Genomic DNA, 16,401 nt, shown 5'->3' with positions numbered 1-16,401 from the left:
TACTCCGTGAGGCCCTGGGACCCGTCCCGGGGCCTTCGTCGTTTCTCCCTGCCGACCTGGGGCGATGCCCCCGCGGTCCAGGCCGCGAATAGGCCGCGGTGCCTGTCATACGGCGACTCTGAGCGGCATACGCCTGCACACGCAAGAAGACCCCGTCCTCAGCATTTACGCTGGTGGCGGGGTCTTTAGGCACTTCCTGCGAAGTGCCCCCGGCAGGATTCGAACCTGCGCACACGGCTCCGGAGGCCGTTGCTCTATCCCCTGAGCTACGGGGGCGTGCGCCGCGTTCGGCGGCGACGGGTAGAACCCTACCAGCATCCGAGCCGTGCCTGTGAACAGGTATTTCCGTCGAGTCACCGACCCCTCGTTCCCCCTCACGGGTCGGAAGTGGGCAAAACCCGGACGCAGCCACTTCCGGCGACCTACTCTCGTCGTGTGTCAGGCATGTCCGGTCGGGTGCTCGTTGTCGATGACAACCGGGTGATCCGGCAGTTGATCAGGGTCAATCTCGAGCTTGAGGGCTTCGAGGTCGTGACCGCGGCCGATGGTGCCGAGTGTCTGGATGTCGTGCATCAGGTTCGGCCTGATGTCGTCACCCTCGACGTCGTCATGCCCCGGCTCGACGGGCTGAGCACCGCTGAGAGACTTCGCGCCGATCCGCGGACCAGTCATCTGCCCGTCGCCATCGTCAGCGGCTGCACTCAGTACGAGCTGGACAGCGGCGTCGCCGTCGGAGTCGACGCGTTCCTCGCCAAGCCCTTCGAACCCGCCGAGCTCGTGCGCGTCGTGCGCAAGCTCATGCACCGCGACGGGCGCGAGCCCGGCCAGCGGCGTGGCGGACAGGAGGGGCCGTCGGGCGTCGACGGCAGACCCGACGGGCGGCCGCACAGCGTCCGGCACGCCCGTACCCGCCCCTAAGACCTGTTCTTCTTTCTCACGTTCGGCGACCGCGAGAGCCTCGCCCGTCGAGGCCGCGTCCCTGCGTCCGTCGAGCCCGCCCCGTACCGCCGCCCCCGCCCGCCCCGCACACCCAGCGTCCGCCGAGCCCGGGCCCCGCGCCCCGCGCCGCCCCGCCCCCACCCCCCCTGCCCGCATCGCGAAACCGGTTCGCGTTTCCACCCCCCCTCTCCCATACGCTTGTCCCGTGACCCCCGCGGACCTCTCCCTCACCGTGCTGCACGCCGTGCGCCGTGCGGTCGATGACGGTGCGCTGCGGGTCGACGTGCCCGAGAGCGTCAAGGTCGAGCGGCCCCGGCCCGGGGGGGTCGGGGACTTCGCCAGTAACGTCGCCCTCACCCTCGCCCGCGCCGCCCAGCGGCCGCCGCTCGACGTCGCCGCGATCCTGCGTGAGCGGCTCCACCCGAGCCCCGGGATCGCCGCCGTCGACATCACCGGGCCCGGGTTCCTGAACTTCACCCTGCAGACCGGTGCCCAGCAGGAGCTCGTGCGCGAGATCCTCCGGCGCGGCGAGCGGTACGGGCGGGTCGAGCCCACCGGTCAGGTCGTCCAGCCCGCCTACCGCGCCGACGTCCGGGCCGCCGTCACCGCCGACGCCGTGCGGCGCGTCCTTCTCTTCCAGGGGTACGCCGTGCGCACCTCCTGCGAGGACGCCGCCGACCCCGCGTGGGCCGATCTCGGGGTACGGACCGAGGCCGAGGACTCCCGGGGCCGCCTCGTCACCGACATCGCCCCGCTGCCCGTCCCGTACACCGCCGCCGAGCTCCTCGGCCGCTTCGGGCTCGACGCCGCCCGCTGGGGGCTCCTCTCCGCCGCCGGCCATGACCGGGCCCCACTCGACGAACTGCTGCTGCGGCAGGACGAGGGCAATCCCCTCTTCCGGGTCCGGTACGCCCACTCCCGCGCCCGTGCCCTCGTCCGGAACGCGGCACAGCTCTCGTTCCACAGCGATGTCCGTGAGCACGTCGACGCGCCCGCGCTCACCCGCGCACTCGGCGACCACCCCGCCGTTCTCGCCTCCGCCGCACGCCACCGCGCCCCCGACCGGGTCGCCCGGCATCTCGAAGTCGTCGCCGACGCGCTGCTCGACTTCCAGCACACCGTCCTGCCCCTCGGCGACGAGAAACCCTCGGCCGCCCACCGCTCCCGGCTCGCGCTCGCCGAAGCCGCCGGGGTGGTGCTCGCCGGTGGCCTCTCCCTGCTCGGCATCAGCGCACCCGACCAGATCTGAAAGATGCAGACATGAGCCGTTCCGCCCACCCCGCCGGGCCCCGCCACGCCGACGTCCTCCCCGAGGGGCACTACACCGCCCCGCCCGCCGACCTCAACCGGCTCGACCCCAAGGTCTGGGCCCGGACCGTCCGTCGTGACGACGCAGGGCAGGTCACCGTCGGCGGTCTCACCGTCGACGAGCTCCGCGAGGAGTACGGCACGCCCGCCTACATCCTCGACGAGGACGACTTCCGCGTCCGCTGCCGTGCCTGGGCCGACGCCTTCGGCGCCGACGCCGACGTCTTCTACGCCGGCAAGGCCTTCCTCTCCCGCGCCGTCGTGCGCTGGCTCAAGGAAGAGGGGCTCAACCTCGACGTCTGCTCCGCCGGTGAGCTGAGCACGGCCCTCTCCGCCGGCATGCCGCCGGAGCGCATCGCCTACCACGGCAACAACAAGTCCGAGGCGGAGATCCGGCGGGCCGTCGAGGTCGGCGTCGGGCGCATCGTCCTCGACTCCTTCCAGGAGATCGTCCGCGTCGCCCACATCGCCGACTCCCTCGGCAAGCGGCAGCGCGTCCAGATCCGCGTGACCGTCGGCGTCGAGGCCCACACGCACGAGTTCATCGCCACCGCCCACGAGGACCAGAAGTTCGGCATCGCGCTCGCCGGCGGACAGGCCGCAGAGGCCGTCCGGCGCGTGCTGAAGCTGGACGGACTGGAGCTCATCGGCATCCACTCGCACATCGGGTCGCAGATCTTCGACATGGCCGGCTTCGAGGTCTCCGCCCGCCGCGTCGTCCAGCTCCTCGCCGAGGTGCGCGACGAACACGGCGTCGAACTCCCCGAGATCGACCTCGGCGGCGGCCTCGGCATCGCCTACACCTCCGACGACGACCCGCGCGAGCCCCACCACATCGCCAAGGCCCTGCACGAGATCGTCACCCGGGAGTGCGCCGCCGCCGGGCTCGCCACGCCCCGGATCTCCGTGGAGCCGGGCCGCGCCATCGTCGGACCCACCGCCTTCACGCTGTACGAGGTCGGCACCGTCAAGCCCCTCGACGGGCTGCGGACGTACGTCAGCGTGGACGGCGGCATGTCCGACAACATCCGCACCGCGCTGTACGACGCCGAGTACAGCGTCGCGCTCGTGTCGCGGACGAGTGACGCCGAGCCCATGCTGACCCGTGTCGTCGGCAAGCACTGCGAGAGTGGCGACATCGTCGTACGGGACGCGTTCCTGCCCGCCGACATCGCGCCCGGCGATCTGGTCGCCGTGCCCGCCACCGGCGCGTACTGCCGGTCGATGGCCAGCAACTACAACCACGCACTCCGCCCGCCCGTCGTCGCCGTCCGCGACGGCGAGGCGCGCGTGATCGTCCGGCGTGAGACGGAGGAAGATCTCCTGCGTCTCGATGTCGGGTGATGAAATAGATGTCTCAGGATCCGGACGAGGGGCAGAAACCCTCGTCCGGTGAGTGAGACTGGTCCAACCGTAGAGATACGAAGCAGTACGAGAAGCAGTACGAGAGACGAGGTCGGATGATGCGTACGCGTCCGCTGAAGGTGGCGCTGCTGGGCTGTGGTGTGGTCGGCTCAGAGGTGGCGCGCATCATGACGACGCACGCCGACGACCTCGCCGCGCGCATCGGCGCCCCGGTCGAGCTCGCCGGCGTGGCGGTCCGCCGCCCGGACAAGGTCCGTGAGGGCATTCCCGCGGAGCTGATCACCACCGACGCGACCGCGCTGGTGAAACGCGGCGACATCGACGTCGTCGTCGAGGTCATCGGCGGTGTCGAGCCCGCCCGCACCCTCATCACCACCGCCTTCGAGCACGGCTCGTCGGTCGTCTCGGCCAACAAGGCGCTCCTCGCCCAGGACGGTACGAGCCTCTACGCCGCCGCCGACCAGCACGGCCAGGACCTCTACTACGAGGCCGCCGTCGCGGGCGCCATCCCGCTCATCCGGCCGCTGCGCGAGTCCCTCGCCGGCGACAAGATCAACCGGGTGATGGGCATCGTCAACGGCACGACGAACTTCATCCTCGACAAGATGGACACCTCCGGCGCCGGCTACTCCGAGGCGCTCGACGAGGCCACCGCCCTCGGGTACGCCGAGGCCGACCCGACCGCCGACGTCGAGGGCTTCGACGCCGCCGCCAAGGCCGCCATCCTCGCCGGAATCGCCTTCCACACCCGCGTACGCCTCGACGACGTCTACCGCGAGGGCATGACCGAGGTCACCGCCGCCGACTTCGCCTCGGCCAGGCAGATGGGCTGCACCATCAAGCTGCTCGCCATCTGCGAGCGGGCCGCCGACGGCGAGTCCGTCACCGCGCGCGTGCACCCCGCGATGATCCCGCTGAGCCACCCGCTCGCCTCCGTCCGCGAGGCCTACAACGCGGTCTTCGTCGAGGCGGAGGCCGCCGGGCGGCTCATGTTCTACGGCCCCGGCGCCGGCGGCGCCCCGACGGCGTCGGCGGTCCTCGGCGACCTGGTCGCCGTGTGCCGCAACAAGCTCAACGAGGCCACCGGCCCCGGCGAGTCCGCGTACACCCAGCTGCCCGTGAGCCCCATGGGCGACGTGGTGACGCGGTACCACATCAGCCTCGACGTGGCCGACAAGCCGGGCGTCCTCGCCCAGGTCGCGACGGTCTTCGCCGAGCACGGCGTATCGATCGACACGGTCCGCCAGCAGGGCAAGGACGGCGAGGCCTCCCTCGTCGTCGTCACCCACCGCGCGCCCGACGCAGCCCTCTCCGGGACCGTCGAGGCGCTGCGCAAGCTCGACACCGTGCGCGGTGTCGCCAGCATCATGCGTGTTGAAGGGGAGTAAGGACCCATGACCAGCAAGGGCACCCACCAGTGGCGCGGCATCATCGAGGAGTACCGGGACCGTCTTCCGGTCACGGACACGACGCCGGTCGTCACGCTCCGTGAGGGCGGCACGCCGCTCGTTCCCGCTCAGGTCCTCTCCGAGCGCACGGGCTGCGAGGTGCACCTCAAGGTCGAGGGCGCCAACCCCACCGGTTCCTTCAAGGACCGCGGCATGACCATGGCCATCTCGAAGGCCAAGGAGGAGGGCGCGCAGGCCGTCATCTGCGCCTCCACCGGCAACACCTCGGCGTCCGCGGCGGCTTACGCGGTACGTGCCGGGATGGTCTCCGCCGTCCTCGTGCCGCAGGGCAAGATCGCGCTCGGCAAGATGGGCCAGGCGCTCGTGCACGGCGCGAAGATCCTCCAGGTCGACGGCAACTTCGACGACTGCCTCACGCTGGCGCGCGGTCTCTCCGAGAACTACCCGGTGGCGCTGGTCAATTCGGTGAACCCGGTCCGTATCGAGGGTCAGAAGACCGCCGCCTTCGAGATCGTGGACATGCTGGGCGACGCCCCCGACATCCACGTGCTGCCCGTCGGCAACGCCGGCAACATCACGGCCTACTGGAAGGGGTACCGGGAGTACGCGGCCGATGGTCTCGCGACCCACACCCCGCGCATGTGGGGCTTCCAGGCCTCCGGCTCCGCTCCGCTCGTACGCGGTGAGGTCGTCAAGGACCCGTCGACGATCGCCACCGCGATCCGCATCGGCAACCCGGCCTCGTGGGACTACGCGATCGCCGCCCGGGACGAGTCCGGTGGCTTCATCGACGAGGTGACGGACCGTGAGATCCTTCGCGCCTACCGGCTGTTGGCCTCCCAGGAGGGCGTCTTCGTCGAGCCCGCCTCGGCCGCGTCCGTCGCCGGCCTGCTGAAGGCCACCGAGCAGGGCAAGGTCGACCCGGGCCAGCGGATCGTCTGCACGGTCACCGGCAACGGCCTCAAGGACCCCGACTGGGCCGTCGCCGGCGCGCCGCAGCCGGTCACCGTCCCGGTCGACGCCGCCGCGGCGGCCGAGCGCCTCGGCCTCGCGTAAGCCGTAGGCACGTAAGCCGTAGGCACGCCGCCGTCGGAATTCGCCTCTCCGGGAAGCCCCGGAGAGGCAAACCCGATCAGGAACGTACATAGGCGCACAGGAAGGCATGCGACACGCATCGTGCGCCTCCTGTGCGCCCTATGTCGCCACAGAACCTTCCTTCGATAGGCTGTACCGAACCCGCCCCGTTGCATATGCGCGGTGTCGTTGCCGTTGTCGCCCCCGAGGCAGAAACGGCCCCCGGGTTTCCGTGTACTTCTCTTGAAATCCCGTAGTCGCAAGTCAAGGAGAGTCATCGAGCGATGGCCGGTCCCGCGTTCCGCGCCGCCGCCGTACGGGTGCGCGTTCCCGCCACCAGCGCCAACCTCGGCCCGGGCTTCGACGCCTTCGGCCTGTCGCTGGGTCTCTACGACGACGTCGTCGTCCGGGTCGCCGACTCCGGGCTGCACATCGACATCGCCGGTGAGGGCGCCGACACGCTCCCGCGCGACGAGAGCCACCTGCTCGTACGCTCCCTGCGTACCGCCTTCGACCTGCTGGGCGGCCAGCCGCGCGGCCTCGAGGTCGTCTGCGCCAACCGCATCCCGCACGGCCGGGGCCTGGGCTCCTCCTCCGCCGCCATCTGCGCCGGCATCGTCGCCGCCCGCGCCGTGACCATAGGCGGCGACACCCGCCTCGACGAGGCGGCCCTCCTCGAACTCGCCACCGAGATCGAGGGACACCCCGACAACGTCGCCGCCTGCCTGCTCGGCGGTTTCACGCTCGCCTGGACCGAGTCCGGTGCCGCGCGGGCGATCAGGATGGATCCCTCCGATTCCATCGTTCCGGTGGTCTTCGTCCCCGGTAAGCCCGTACTGACCGAGACCGCCCGCGGTCTGCTGCCGCGCACCGTCCCGCACGTCGACGCCGCGGCCAACGCCGGACGCGCCGCGCTCCTCGTGGAGGCGCTCACCCGCCGCCCCGAGCTGCTGCTCGCGGCCACGGAGGACCGGCTGCACCAGGAGTACCGGGCTCCCGCGATGCCCGAGAGCATCGCCCTCGTGAACCGGCTGCGGGCGGACGGAGTCCCCGCGGTCATCTCCGGCGCGGGCCCCACGGTGCTCGCGCTGGCCGAACAGGGGTCGGCCGACAAGGTCGCCCTGCTGGCGGGCGAGGGATGGGCCGCGAACCGGCTCGACCTCGATGTGTCCGGAGCGAGTGTCCTGCCGCTCGCGCCCTAGGGACGCGTGATTGCCGGTGAGGGAGAGGGGGAATGTTTGTTGGAGCCGGTAGTGTTAACCTCAAGTCTGCACCCGACGTTTTTGTGGCGCGGTGCGGAGTGTCCCCATCAGGGACCACCCATTCTTCCGGGAGCCTCCCCAACTGCCTGAGCAGCCCGCCTGAGCAGTTTCGAGCACGCTCCGGAACCGGCACGACACCCCTCGCTCTTTCCACGTGAGGGCCGAGCAGGGGGCCTCGGGCCGGACCCACAGCACGTTTTTTCCTCCTCCGCCGTACCCGGCGGGACCACCGCCCCGACACGGTCCACAAGCCAGACCGTCGTCGGACAGCACAACCGGTCGCCGAGCCAGATGGCCGACGTCCGCTCCAGGGAAGGACCCTTCGTGAGCGACACCACCGATCTGATGGGCGTGACTGCCGACAACCCCGTCGACACTTCCGCGCCCGCCGCAGGTGCTGCCACTGGCACCACCGCACGGCGCCGCCGCTCCGGCACCGGCCTCGAGGGCATGGTCCTGGCCGAGCTGCAGCAGGTCGCGTCCGGCCTCGGCATCAGGGGCACCGCGCGCATGCGCAAGAGCCAGCTGATCGAGGTCATCAAGGAGGCGCAGGCCGGGGGCGGAGCCCCCGCCAAGGCCGCCGCCGACACGGCTGAGACCAAGCCGAAGCGCCGCGCCACCTCCAAGGCCCGTACGGCCGAGGGCGCCGCCGAGACCGCTGCCCCGAAGGCGGACAAGGCCGAGAAGGCCGTCGCCCAGCAGCAGATCGACATCCCCGGCCAGCCGGCCTCCGACGACCAGCCGGCCGGCGAGCGCCGCCGCCGTCGGGCCACGGCTCCGGCCGGCAGCCCGGAGGGCGACGTCAAGACCGAGTCCTCCCAGGCCGTGAAGACCGAGGCCAAGGCCGACACCCGGACGGACTCCCGAACCGAGTCCCGTACGGACGGCTCCGCCGACGCCAAGGCCGAGACCGCCGCCGACACCGCCGAGGGCCGCGGCCGCCGTGACCGCGGCGAGCGGGGCGAGCGCGGGGACCGCCGTGACCGCGGCGACCGTCAGCGCGACCGCCGCGACCGTGGCGGCAAGGGCGACGACCAGCAGGGCGGTGGCCAGGGCGGTCAGCGCCAGCAGCGTCAGGGCGGCCAGCAGGGTCAGCAGGGCGGCCCGCAGGACGACTTCGACGACGAGGGCGGCCGCCGTGGCCGTCGCGGCCGCTACCGCGACCGTCGTGGCCGTCGTGGCCGTGACGACTTCGCGACCGGTGAGCCGCAGGTCTCCGACGACGACGTCCTGATCCCCGTCGCGGGCATCCTGGACATCCTCGACAACTACGCGTTCATCCGGACCTCCGGCTACCTGCCCGGCCCGAACGACGTGTACGTCTCCCTCGCCCAGGTCCGCAAGAACGGCCTGCGCAAGGGTGACCACGTCACCGGAGCCGTGCGTCAGCCGAAGGAGGGCGAGCGCCGCGAGAAGTTCAACGCGCTGGTGCGTCTGGACTCCTCCAACGGCATGGCCGCCGACTCCGGCCGCGGCCGCCCGGAGTTCAACAAGCTGACCCCGCTCTACCCGCAGGACCGGCTCCGTCTGGAGACCGACCCGGGCGTGCTGACCACGCGGATCATCGACCTCGTGTCGCCGATCGGCAAGGGCCAGCGTGGTCTGATCGTGGCCCCGCCGAAGACCGGCAAGACCATGATCATGCAGGCGATCGCCAACGCGATCACGCACAACAACCCCGAGTGCCACCTGATGGTCGTCCTCGTCGACGAGCGTCCGGAAGAGGTCACCGACATGCAGCGGTCGGTGAAGGGCGAGGTCATCTCCTCGACCTTCGACCGTCCGGCCGAGGACCACACCACGGTCGCCGAGCTGGCCATCGAGCGCGCCAAGCGTCTCGTGGAGCTGGGTCACGACGTGGTCGTCCTGCTCGACTCGATCACCCGCCTGGGCCGTGCGTACAACCTCGCCGCCCCGGCCTCCGGTCGCATCCTGTCCGGTGGTGTCGACTCGACCGCGCTCTACCCGCCGAAGCGCTTCTTCGGTGCGGCGCGCAACATCGAGGACGGCGGCTCGCTGACCATCCTGGCCACCGCGCTGGTCGACACCGGCTCGCGCATGGACGAGGTGATCTTCGAGGAGTTCAAGGGCACCGGCAACATGGAGCTCAAGCTCGACCGGAAGCTCGCCGACAAGCGCATCTTCCCGGCCGTCGACGTCGACGCCTCGGGTACGCGTAAGGAAGAGATCCTGCTCGGCGCCGACGAGCTCGCGGTCACCTGGAAGCTGCGCCGCGTGCTCCACGCGCTCGACCAGCAGCAGGCGATCGAGCTGCTGCTCGACAAGATGAAGCAGACGAAGTCGAACGGTGAGTTCCTGCTCCAGATCCAGAAGACGACTCCCGGAGCCGGGAACAACGACTGAGGCGAGACCTCGGTCACACGGCGGATGGCCGGCCCTGAGGTCGTAACCCTGCCGTGACCTGGATGAACACAGCGCCCATCGTGCCTCGGCACGGTGGGCGCTGTGCGTTCCGTTCCGTCGCTCTGCGAAACCTCACAGGTTCCTATGCAACCCTTTCGGGTGCTTCGCCGTCACAGAAGGTGAAGCGAAGACCTGAGGTGGGAGATGAGCGAGCAGAGCAGGGGCGGCCGAATATTCTCCCTACGCCCAGGGGGCGTGGGGGGACCCCCAGGCAGCGGCCGCCGCCGCAAGGAGCCCCCGAAGGGCCGCCGCGCGGTGACAGTCGCCGCCTGGAGCGCCGCCGCGCTCGTCGTCATCGGCGGTTCCGGGCTCGGATACGTCTACTTCAAGCTCGACGGCAACCTCAAGAGCGTGGACATCAACGCCCAGCTCGGCACCGACCGGCCCAAGAACGTCGACAACGGCTCGATGGACATCCTCGTCCTCGGCTCCGACTCCCGGTCCGGCGACAACGGCGCCTACGGCAAGGACGAGGGCGGCGCCCGCTCCGACACCGCGATGGTCGTCCACGTCTACGAGGGCCACAAGAAGGCCAGCGTCGTCTCGATCCCGCGCGACACCCTCGTGGAGCGTCCCTCCTGCACCGACGGGCGGGGGAGGACCGTCCCCCGCGAGCGGCGGGCGATGTTCAACACCGCGTACGAGGTCGGCGGCCCGGCCTGCGCCGTGAAGACCGTCGAGTCGATGTCAGGCATCCGCATGGACCACTACATCGAGGTCGACTTCTCCGGCTTCAAGAAGCTGATCGACAAGCTCGGCGGCGTCGAGATCACCACGACGAAGGCCATCAAGGACTCCAAGAGCCACCTCGACCTCGAACCGGGTACGCACACCCTCGACGGCGAGCAGTCCCTCGGCCTGGTCCGCACCCGCAAGAGCGTCGGCGACGGCAGCGACCTCGGCCGCATCCAGCTCCAGCAGGCGTTCATGAAGGCCTTCATCGACCAGGTCAAGGACGTCGGCGTCCTCACGAACCCCAAGAAGCTCCTGGACGTCGCCGACACCGCCACCAAGGCCATCACTCCCGACTCGGAGCTCGACTCCGTCAACGAGCTGATGGGCTTCGCCCAGGGCCTCTCCGGGCTCGGCGCCAAGGACGTCCACATGGTCACCATGCCCGTCGAGTACGACCCCGCCGACCCGAACCGCGTCATCCCGCTGGAGGCCCCGTCGCGACAGGTCTGGCAGGCTCTCAAGGCAGACCGCCCCATCCCCGCCTCCGCCACGGAGGACGCGGCCACGGGCCAGGCGGACGGCGTCGTGGGAACGCCCGCCACGGCCTCGGAATAGTTTCACCAGGGACCCGGTTTTGGGAGATACGGCCGGTCCTGGCAGACTGGTACGTCGGTCCCGGTTCACGCAGGTGCAATCCGCACGGCGACCCGGAGCCCTCCCGAAACTAGGAGACACCTTGAAGCGCGAGATCCACCCCGAGTACGTCGAGACCCAGGTCAGCTGCACCTGTGGCGCGTCGTTCACCACCCGTAGCACCCTGACCGAGGGCACCATCCGTGCCGAGGTCTGCTCCGAGTGCCACCCGTTCTACACGGGCAAGCAGAAGATCCTCGACACCGGCGGCCGCGTCGCCCGCTTCGAGGCCCGCTTCGGCAAGGCTGCGGCCAAGAAGTAGCACGTCACTGCGCCGGTCCTTGGTCGCTCCCGCTGGGAGTACCGGACCGGCGCTTTGCCGTCCCCGCAGTCCGTTCGTACGAAAACCAGGAGCCCCCGATGTTCGAGGCGGTCGAGGAACTGATCGGCGAGCACGCCGATCTCGAGACGAAGCTCGCTGACCCTTCGGTCCACGCGGACCAGGCCAACGCGCGCAAGCTGAACAAGCGTTACGCCGAGCTGACCCCGATCGTCGCCGTCTACCGTTCCTGGAAGCAGAACGGTGACGACATCGAGACCGCCCGCGAGCTGATGCACGACGACCCCGACTTCGCGGCCGAGGTCAAGGATCTGGAGAAGCAGCGCGAGGAGCTGACCGACAGGCTGCGGCTGCTGCTCGTCCCGCGCGACCCCAGCGACGACAAGGACGTCATCCTGGAGATCAAGGCCGGCGCGGGCGGCGACGAGTCCGCCCTCTTCGCCGGCGATCTGCTGCGGATGTACCTGCGCTACGCCGAGCGCGTCGGCTGGAAGACCGAGATCATCGACTCCACCGAGTCCGAGCTCGGCGGCTACAAGGACGTCCAGGTCGCCGTGAAGACCAAGGGCGGCAACGGCGCGACCGAGCCCGGCCAGGGCGTCTGGGCGCGGCTGAAGTACGAGGGCGGGGTGCACCGCGTGCAGCGCGTGCCCGCCACCGAGTCGGCCGGCCGGATCCACACCTCCGCCGCCGGTGTCCTCGTGACCCCCGAGGCCGAGGAGATCGACGTCGAGATCCACGCCAACGATCTCCGCATCGACGTGTACCGCTCGTCGGGCCCCGGCGGCCAGTCCGTCAACACCACCGACTCCGCGGTTCGCATCACGCACCTGCCGACCGGCATCGTCGCCTCCTGCCAGAACGAGAAGAGCCAGCTCCAGAACAAGGAGCAGGCGATGCGTATCCTGCGGTCCCGGCTGCTCGCCGCCGCGCAGGAGGAGGCGGAGTCCAAGGCCGCCGACGCCCGTCGCAGCCAGGTCCGTACCGTCGACCGGTCCGAGAAGATCCGTACGTACAACTTCCCGGAAAACCGGATCTCGGACCACCGCGTCGGCTTCAAGGCGTACAACTTGGACCAGGTGCTCGACGGCGACCTGGACGCGATGATCCAGGCCTGCGTCGACGCCGACTCCGCCGCCAAGCTCGCAGCAGCGTAGGACTTGTCAGCCCCACCCGCACCACGGAGGACCAGCGTGAACCTGCTGCTTGCCGAGGTGGCCCAGGCCACCCAGCGGCTGGCCGACGCCGGCGTTCCCTCACCGCGTTTCGACGCCGAGGAGCTCGCCGCGTTCGTGCACGGCGTCAAGCGGGGGGAGCTGCACAACGTCAAGGACGCGGACTTCGACGCCCGCTACTGGGAGGCGGTGGCCCGCCGCGAGGCGCGCGAGCCGCTCCAGCACATCACCGGCCGGGCGTTCTTCCGCTATCTGGAGCTCCAGGTGGGGCCGGGCGTCTTCGTACCCCGCCCGGAGACCGAGTCGGTCGTCGGGTGGGCCATAGACGCCGTACGGGCCATGGACGTGGTCGAGCCGCTGATCGTCGACCTGTGCACCGGTTCGGGCGCGATCGCTCTCGCGATGGCGCAGGAGGTGCCGCGCTCGCGCGTGCACGCGGTCGAGCTCTCCGACGACGCGCTGGTGTGGACCCGCAAGAACGCCGAGGGTTCGCGTGTCACGGTCCACCAGGGCGACGCGCTCAGCGCGCTGCCGGAGCTCGACGGCCAGGTCGACCTGGTCATCTCCAACCCGCCGTACATCCCGCTCACCGAGTGGGAGTACGTGGCGCCCGAGGCGCGTGACCACGACCCGGAGATGGCGTTGTTCTCCGGCGAGGACGGCCTCGACACCATCCGCGGCATCGAGCGCACCGCGCACCGTCTGCTGCGCCCGGGGGGCCTCGTCGTGATCGAGCACGCGGACACGCAGGGCGGCCAGGTGCCGTGGATCTTCAACGAGGAGGCCGGCTGGGCGGATGCCGCCGACCACCCGGACCTGAACAACCGTCCGCGTTTCGCGACCGCCCGCAAGGCCACGCCGTGATCCGCGCTGCCATGACCACGCTTGTGTATGAGGAGGCCCGCTAAATGGCTCGGCGATACGACTGCAACGAGGCGACCGACCGTGCGACCGGGCTGCGCGAGGCCGCGTCCGCCGTGCGCCGTGGCGAGCTGGTCGTGCTGCCCACCGACACCGTGTACGGGATCGGCGCGGACGCCTTCAGTTCGGAGGCGGTCGCGGACCTGCTGGACGCCAAGGGCCGGGGCCGCAACATGCCCACGCCCGTCCTCATCGGCTCCCCGAACACGCTGCACGGGCTCGTCACGGACTTCTCCGAGCAGGCGTGGGAGCTCGTCGACGCCTTCTGGCCCGGCGCGCTCACGCTCGTCGCGAAGCACCAGCCGTCGCTGCAGTGGGACCTGGGCGACACCCGGGGCACGGTCGCGATCCGGATGCCGCTGCACCCGGTCGCGATCGAGCTGCTCACCGAGGTCGGCCCGATGGCGGTCTCCTCGGCGAACCTCACCGGGCACCCGTCGCCGGAGGACTGCGACGCGGCGCAGGGCATGCTCGGCGACTCGGTCTCCGTCTACCTCGACGGTGGTCCGACGCCGGGGATCGTCCCGTCGTCGATCGTCGACGTGACAGGCAAGGTGCCGGTCCTGCTGCGTCAGGGCGCGCTCTCCCCGGAGGAGCTCCGGAAGGTCGTACCCGACCTCGAGGTGGCCAATTGACCGCCCCTGAGGGGCGTGGCATAGCGGGGCACGAGAGCACTTCCTTCCGCATCCTCCACGTCAGCACCGGCAACGTCTGCCGCTCGCCGATCACCGAGCGGCTGACCCGCCATGCCCTGAGCTCCCGCCTCGGCGACCCCCGGGGCGGCGGCCTGATCGTGGAGAGCGCGGGCACCTGGGGCCACGAGGGGGCCCCGATGGAGGCCAACGCGGAGCTGGTCCTAGCCGACTTCGGCGCGGACCACAGCGGCTTCGTCGGACGTGAGCTCCTCGACGAGCACGTCATCCGCGCGGACCTGGTCCTGACGGCGACCCGCGACCACCGGGCGCAGGTCATCTCGATGGGCCACTCGGCGGGCCTGCGCACCTTCACCCTGAAGGAGTTCACGCGCCTCGTCCGCGCCATAGATCCCGCGACCCTGCCGGATCCGCTGGACGAGGGCATGGTCGAACGCGCGCGTGCGCTGGTGCGTGCGGCGGCGGCTCTACGCGGGTGGCTCCTGGCCCCGAGCGCGGAGGCCGACGAGGTCAACGACCCGTACGGTGCTCCGATCACCTTCTTCCGCTCCATCGGCGAGGAGATCAACACGGCACTGGACCCTGTCGTGACGGCCCTGACCGGGGTGCCGGCGCGCCGCTGAGGCGTGCCGACGTGTGCTGCCCACGTCCGTCGGCCGGAGGCCGGCGCAGCGGCCCGATGCCTGGGAAGGCCCCCAGGGGCCGAGCAGTGCGAGGGGTGCGTCGACGCCGGGGACTCGACACGGCACCGGACCCTGTCGTGACGGCCCTGACCGGGGTGCCCGCAACGGCGCTGAGGGGGGCGGCTGTGCGGCGTGTCGCGTGGCGGCGGGAGCCGCCGGGCGACGCAGAGCCATCCGGCCCAGGGTCCGGGTGAACATCGGGCAAACGCGTGCCCACGCGCCTACATTGGAGCTGAAGGCCAGCCCCCGCGCCGCCTGGAGCCCACGATGCCGGTCACCGCTCCACCCGAAGAGGATCTCGACGTCCTGCGCCGTCAGGACCCGGAGATCGCCGACGTGCTGCTCGGGGAGGTGCGCCGGCAGGCCGACAGTCTGCAGCTGATCGCCGCCGAGAACTTCACGTCGCCCGCCGTCCTCGCCGCGCTCGGCTCCCCGCTCGCCAACAAGTACGCCGAGGGGTATCCCGGCGCCCGCCACCACGGCGGCTGCGAGTTCGCCGACGCCGCCGAGCGGATCGCCGTCGAGCGGGTCACCGCGCTCTTCGGAGCGGAGCACGCGAACGTCCAGTCCCATTCCGGCTCCTCGGCCGTCCTGGCGGCGTACGCGGCCCTTCTCAGGCCCGGGGACACCGTCCTCGCCATGGGGCTTCCGTACGGCGGCCATCTCACGCACGGTTCGCCCGCCAACTTCTCCGGCCGCTGGTTCGACTTCGTCCCCTACGGCGTCGACGCCGAGACCGGGCTGATCGACTACGAGCAGGTCGCCGCCCTCGCCCGTCACCACCGCCCCAAGGCGATCGTCTGCGGCTCCATCTCCTACCCGCGCCACATCGACTACGCGATCTTCCGGGAGATCGCCGACGAGGCCGGGGCCTATCTCATCGCCGACGCCGCCCACCCCATCGGGCTCGTCGCCGGGGGAGCGGCGCCCAACCCCGTCCCGTACGCCGACGTGGTCTGCGCCACCACGCACAAGGTCCTGCGCGGCCCGCGCGGCGGGATGATCCTCTGCGGCGGCGAGCTGGCCGACCGTGTCGACCGTGCCGTCTTCCCGTTCACGCAGGGCGGCGCCCAGATGCACACGATCGCCGCCAAGGCCGTCGCCTTCGGCGAGGCGTCGACGCCCGCCTTCACCACGTACGCCCATCAGGTCGTCGCCCACGCCCGGGTCCTCGCCGACGCGCTCTCCGCCGAGGGCTTCGCGCTCACCACCGGCGGCACCGACACCCACCTGATCACCGCCGATCCCGCCCCCCTCGGTGTCGACGGCCGCACGGCGCGCTCGCGCCTCGCCGCCGCCGGCCTGGTCCTCGACACCTGCGCCCTGCCGTACGGGGACGGACGTGGGATTCGTCTCGGAACCGCCGCCGTCACCACCCAGGGAATGGGCGCTTCGGAGATGGCCCGGATCGCCGCGCTGTTCACGATCGCGCTACGGGACGAACCGCAGGAGACGGCCCGGGTACGCGCGGAAGTACGTGATCTTGCCGGGCGATTTCCCCCGTATGGACGGTGAGGAAGCCCGGAGCGCAACCATCCGG

Annotated in this window: 14 protein-coding genes and 1 tRNA gene; 14 read left to right on the top strand and 1 reads right to left on the bottom strand. The window is 70.9% G+C overall.

Going from position 1 to position 16,401, the window contains the following annotated elements; translation table 11 throughout:
- Positions 1–204: 204 nt before the first annotated feature.
- A tRNA-Arg gene (locus ACZ3IJ_RS06535) sits at positions 205–276 on the bottom strand.
- Positions 277–435: 159 nt separating this feature from the next.
- On the opposite strand from ACZ3IJ_RS06535, the gene ACZ3IJ_RS06530 reads away from it, so the two are divergent.
- From ACZ3IJ_RS06530 to ACZ3IJ_RS06465, 14 genes are all read left to right on the top strand, one after another.
- Positions 436–918, top strand: coding sequence for a response regulator (locus ACZ3IJ_RS06530; RefSeq protein WP_467466553.1), 483 nt, complete (start codon positions 436–438; stop codon positions 916–918).
- Positions 919–1,144: 226 nt separating this feature from the next.
- Positions 1,145–2,188 carry an ArgS-related anticodon-binding protein NrtL gene (gene nrtL / locus ACZ3IJ_RS06525; RefSeq protein WP_467466552.1) on the top strand — a complete coding sequence of 348 codons (1,044 nt, stop codon included), beginning with the start codon at positions 1,145–1,147 and terminating at the stop codon, positions 2,186–2,188.
- An 11-nt stretch (positions 2,189–2,199) separates the two neighbouring features.
- Positions 2,200–3,591 carry a diaminopimelate decarboxylase gene (gene lysA, locus ACZ3IJ_RS06520; RefSeq protein WP_467466551.1) on the top strand — a complete coding sequence of 464 codons (1,392 nt, stop codon included), beginning with the start codon at positions 2,200–2,202 and terminating at the stop codon, positions 3,589–3,591.
- A 116-nt stretch (positions 3,592–3,707) separates the two neighbouring features.
- A complete protein-coding gene (locus tag ACZ3IJ_RS06515) occupies positions 3,708–5,000 on the top strand; it encodes a homoserine dehydrogenase (RefSeq protein WP_383221991.1) in 1,293 nt (430 codons plus the stop codon).
- A gap of 6 nt (positions 5,001–5,006) precedes the next feature.
- Complete coding sequence (gene thrC, locus ACZ3IJ_RS06510) at positions 5,007–6,077, top strand: threonine synthase (RefSeq protein ID WP_467466550.1); 1,071 nt, start codon at positions 5,007–5,009, stop codon at positions 6,075–6,077.
- Between the two features lie 302 nt (positions 6,078–6,379).
- Positions 6,380–7,297, top strand: a complete 918-nt coding sequence (gene thrB / locus ACZ3IJ_RS06505; protein ID WP_467466549.1) for a homoserine kinase — start codon at positions 6,380–6,382, stop codon at positions 7,295–7,297.
- 384 nt (positions 7,298–7,681) lie between these two features.
- Positions 7,682–9,721, top strand: a complete 2,040-nt coding sequence (gene rho, locus ACZ3IJ_RS06500; protein WP_467466548.1) for a transcription termination factor Rho — start codon at positions 7,682–7,684, stop codon at positions 9,719–9,721.
- 204 nt (positions 9,722–9,925) lie between these two features.
- Positions 9,926–11,071 (top strand): LCP family protein, encoded by a 1,146-nt coding sequence (locus ACZ3IJ_RS06495; RefSeq protein ID WP_467466547.1) that lies wholly within the window; start codon positions 9,926–9,928, stop codon positions 11,069–11,071.
- Between the two features lie 121 nt (positions 11,072–11,192).
- A complete protein-coding gene (gene rpmE / locus ACZ3IJ_RS06490; protein ID WP_046909139.1) occupies positions 11,193–11,411 on the top strand; it encodes a 50S ribosomal protein L31 in 219 nt (72 codons plus the stop codon).
- A gap of 98 nt (positions 11,412–11,509) precedes the next feature.
- Complete coding sequence (prfA, locus tag ACZ3IJ_RS06485; RefSeq protein ID WP_352188986.1) at positions 11,510–12,586, top strand: peptide chain release factor 1; 1,077 nt, start codon at positions 11,510–11,512, stop codon at positions 12,584–12,586.
- Between the two features lie 36 nt (positions 12,587–12,622).
- On the top strand, positions 12,623–13,468 hold the full coding sequence (gene prmC, locus ACZ3IJ_RS06480; protein ID WP_391798420.1) for a peptide chain release factor N(5)-glutamine methyltransferase: 846 nt from the start codon (positions 12,623–12,625) through the stop codon (positions 13,466–13,468).
- Positions 13,469–13,512: 44 nt separating this feature from the next.
- Positions 13,513–14,160 carry an L-threonylcarbamoyladenylate synthase gene (locus ACZ3IJ_RS06475; protein ID WP_352188984.1) on the top strand — a complete coding sequence of 216 codons (648 nt, stop codon included), beginning with the start codon at positions 13,513–13,515 and terminating at the stop codon, positions 14,158–14,160.
- Complete coding sequence (locus tag ACZ3IJ_RS06470; RefSeq protein ID WP_352188983.1) at positions 14,157–14,801, top strand: arsenate reductase/protein-tyrosine-phosphatase family protein; 645 nt, start codon at positions 14,157–14,159, stop codon at positions 14,799–14,801. The genes ACZ3IJ_RS06475 and ACZ3IJ_RS06470 overlap by 4 nt, the downstream gene beginning before the upstream one ends.
- Positions 14,802–15,128: 327 nt before the next feature.
- A complete protein-coding gene (locus tag ACZ3IJ_RS06465) occupies positions 15,129–16,376 on the top strand; it encodes a serine hydroxymethyltransferase (RefSeq protein WP_467466546.1) in 1,248 nt (415 codons plus the stop codon).
- Positions 16,377–16,401: the final 25 nt, after the last annotated feature.

The organism is Streptomyces sp. NPDC013317, from assembly GCF_055563155.1.
Note: the sequence above shows the minus strand (reverse complement) of the source record. Positions and strands in the feature narration are given on the sequence as shown.

Bases quoted from the DNA above. Each gene is read 5' to 3' on its own strand.
- ACZ3IJ_RS06495 (WP_467466547.1), top strand. From the start codon at position 9,926: ATGAGCGAGCAGAGCAGGGGCGGCCGAATATTCTCCCTACGCCCAGGG.
- thrC (WP_467466550.1), top strand. From the start codon at position 5,007: ATGACCAGCAAGGGCACCCACCAGTGGCGCGGCATCATCGAGGAGTAC.
- prfA (WP_352188986.1), top strand. From the start codon at position 11,510: ATGTTCGAGGCGGTCGAGGAACTGATCGGCGAGCACGCCGATCTCGAG.
- ACZ3IJ_RS06515 (WP_383221991.1), top strand. From the start codon at position 3,708: ATGATGCGTACGCGTCCGCTGAAGGTGGCGCTGCTGGGCTGTGGTGTG.
- ACZ3IJ_RS06475 (WP_352188984.1), top strand. From the start codon at position 13,513: ATGGCTCGGCGATACGACTGCAACGAGGCGACCGACCGTGCGACCGGG.
- thrB (WP_467466549.1), top strand. From the start codon at position 6,380: ATGGCCGGTCCCGCGTTCCGCGCCGCCGCCGTACGGGTGCGCGTTCCC.
- ACZ3IJ_RS06465 (WP_467466546.1), top strand. From the start codon at position 15,129: ATGCCGGTCACCGCTCCACCCGAAGAGGATCTCGACGTCCTGCGCCGT.
- lysA (WP_467466551.1), top strand. From the start codon at position 2,200: ATGAGCCGTTCCGCCCACCCCGCCGGGCCCCGCCACGCCGACGTCCTC.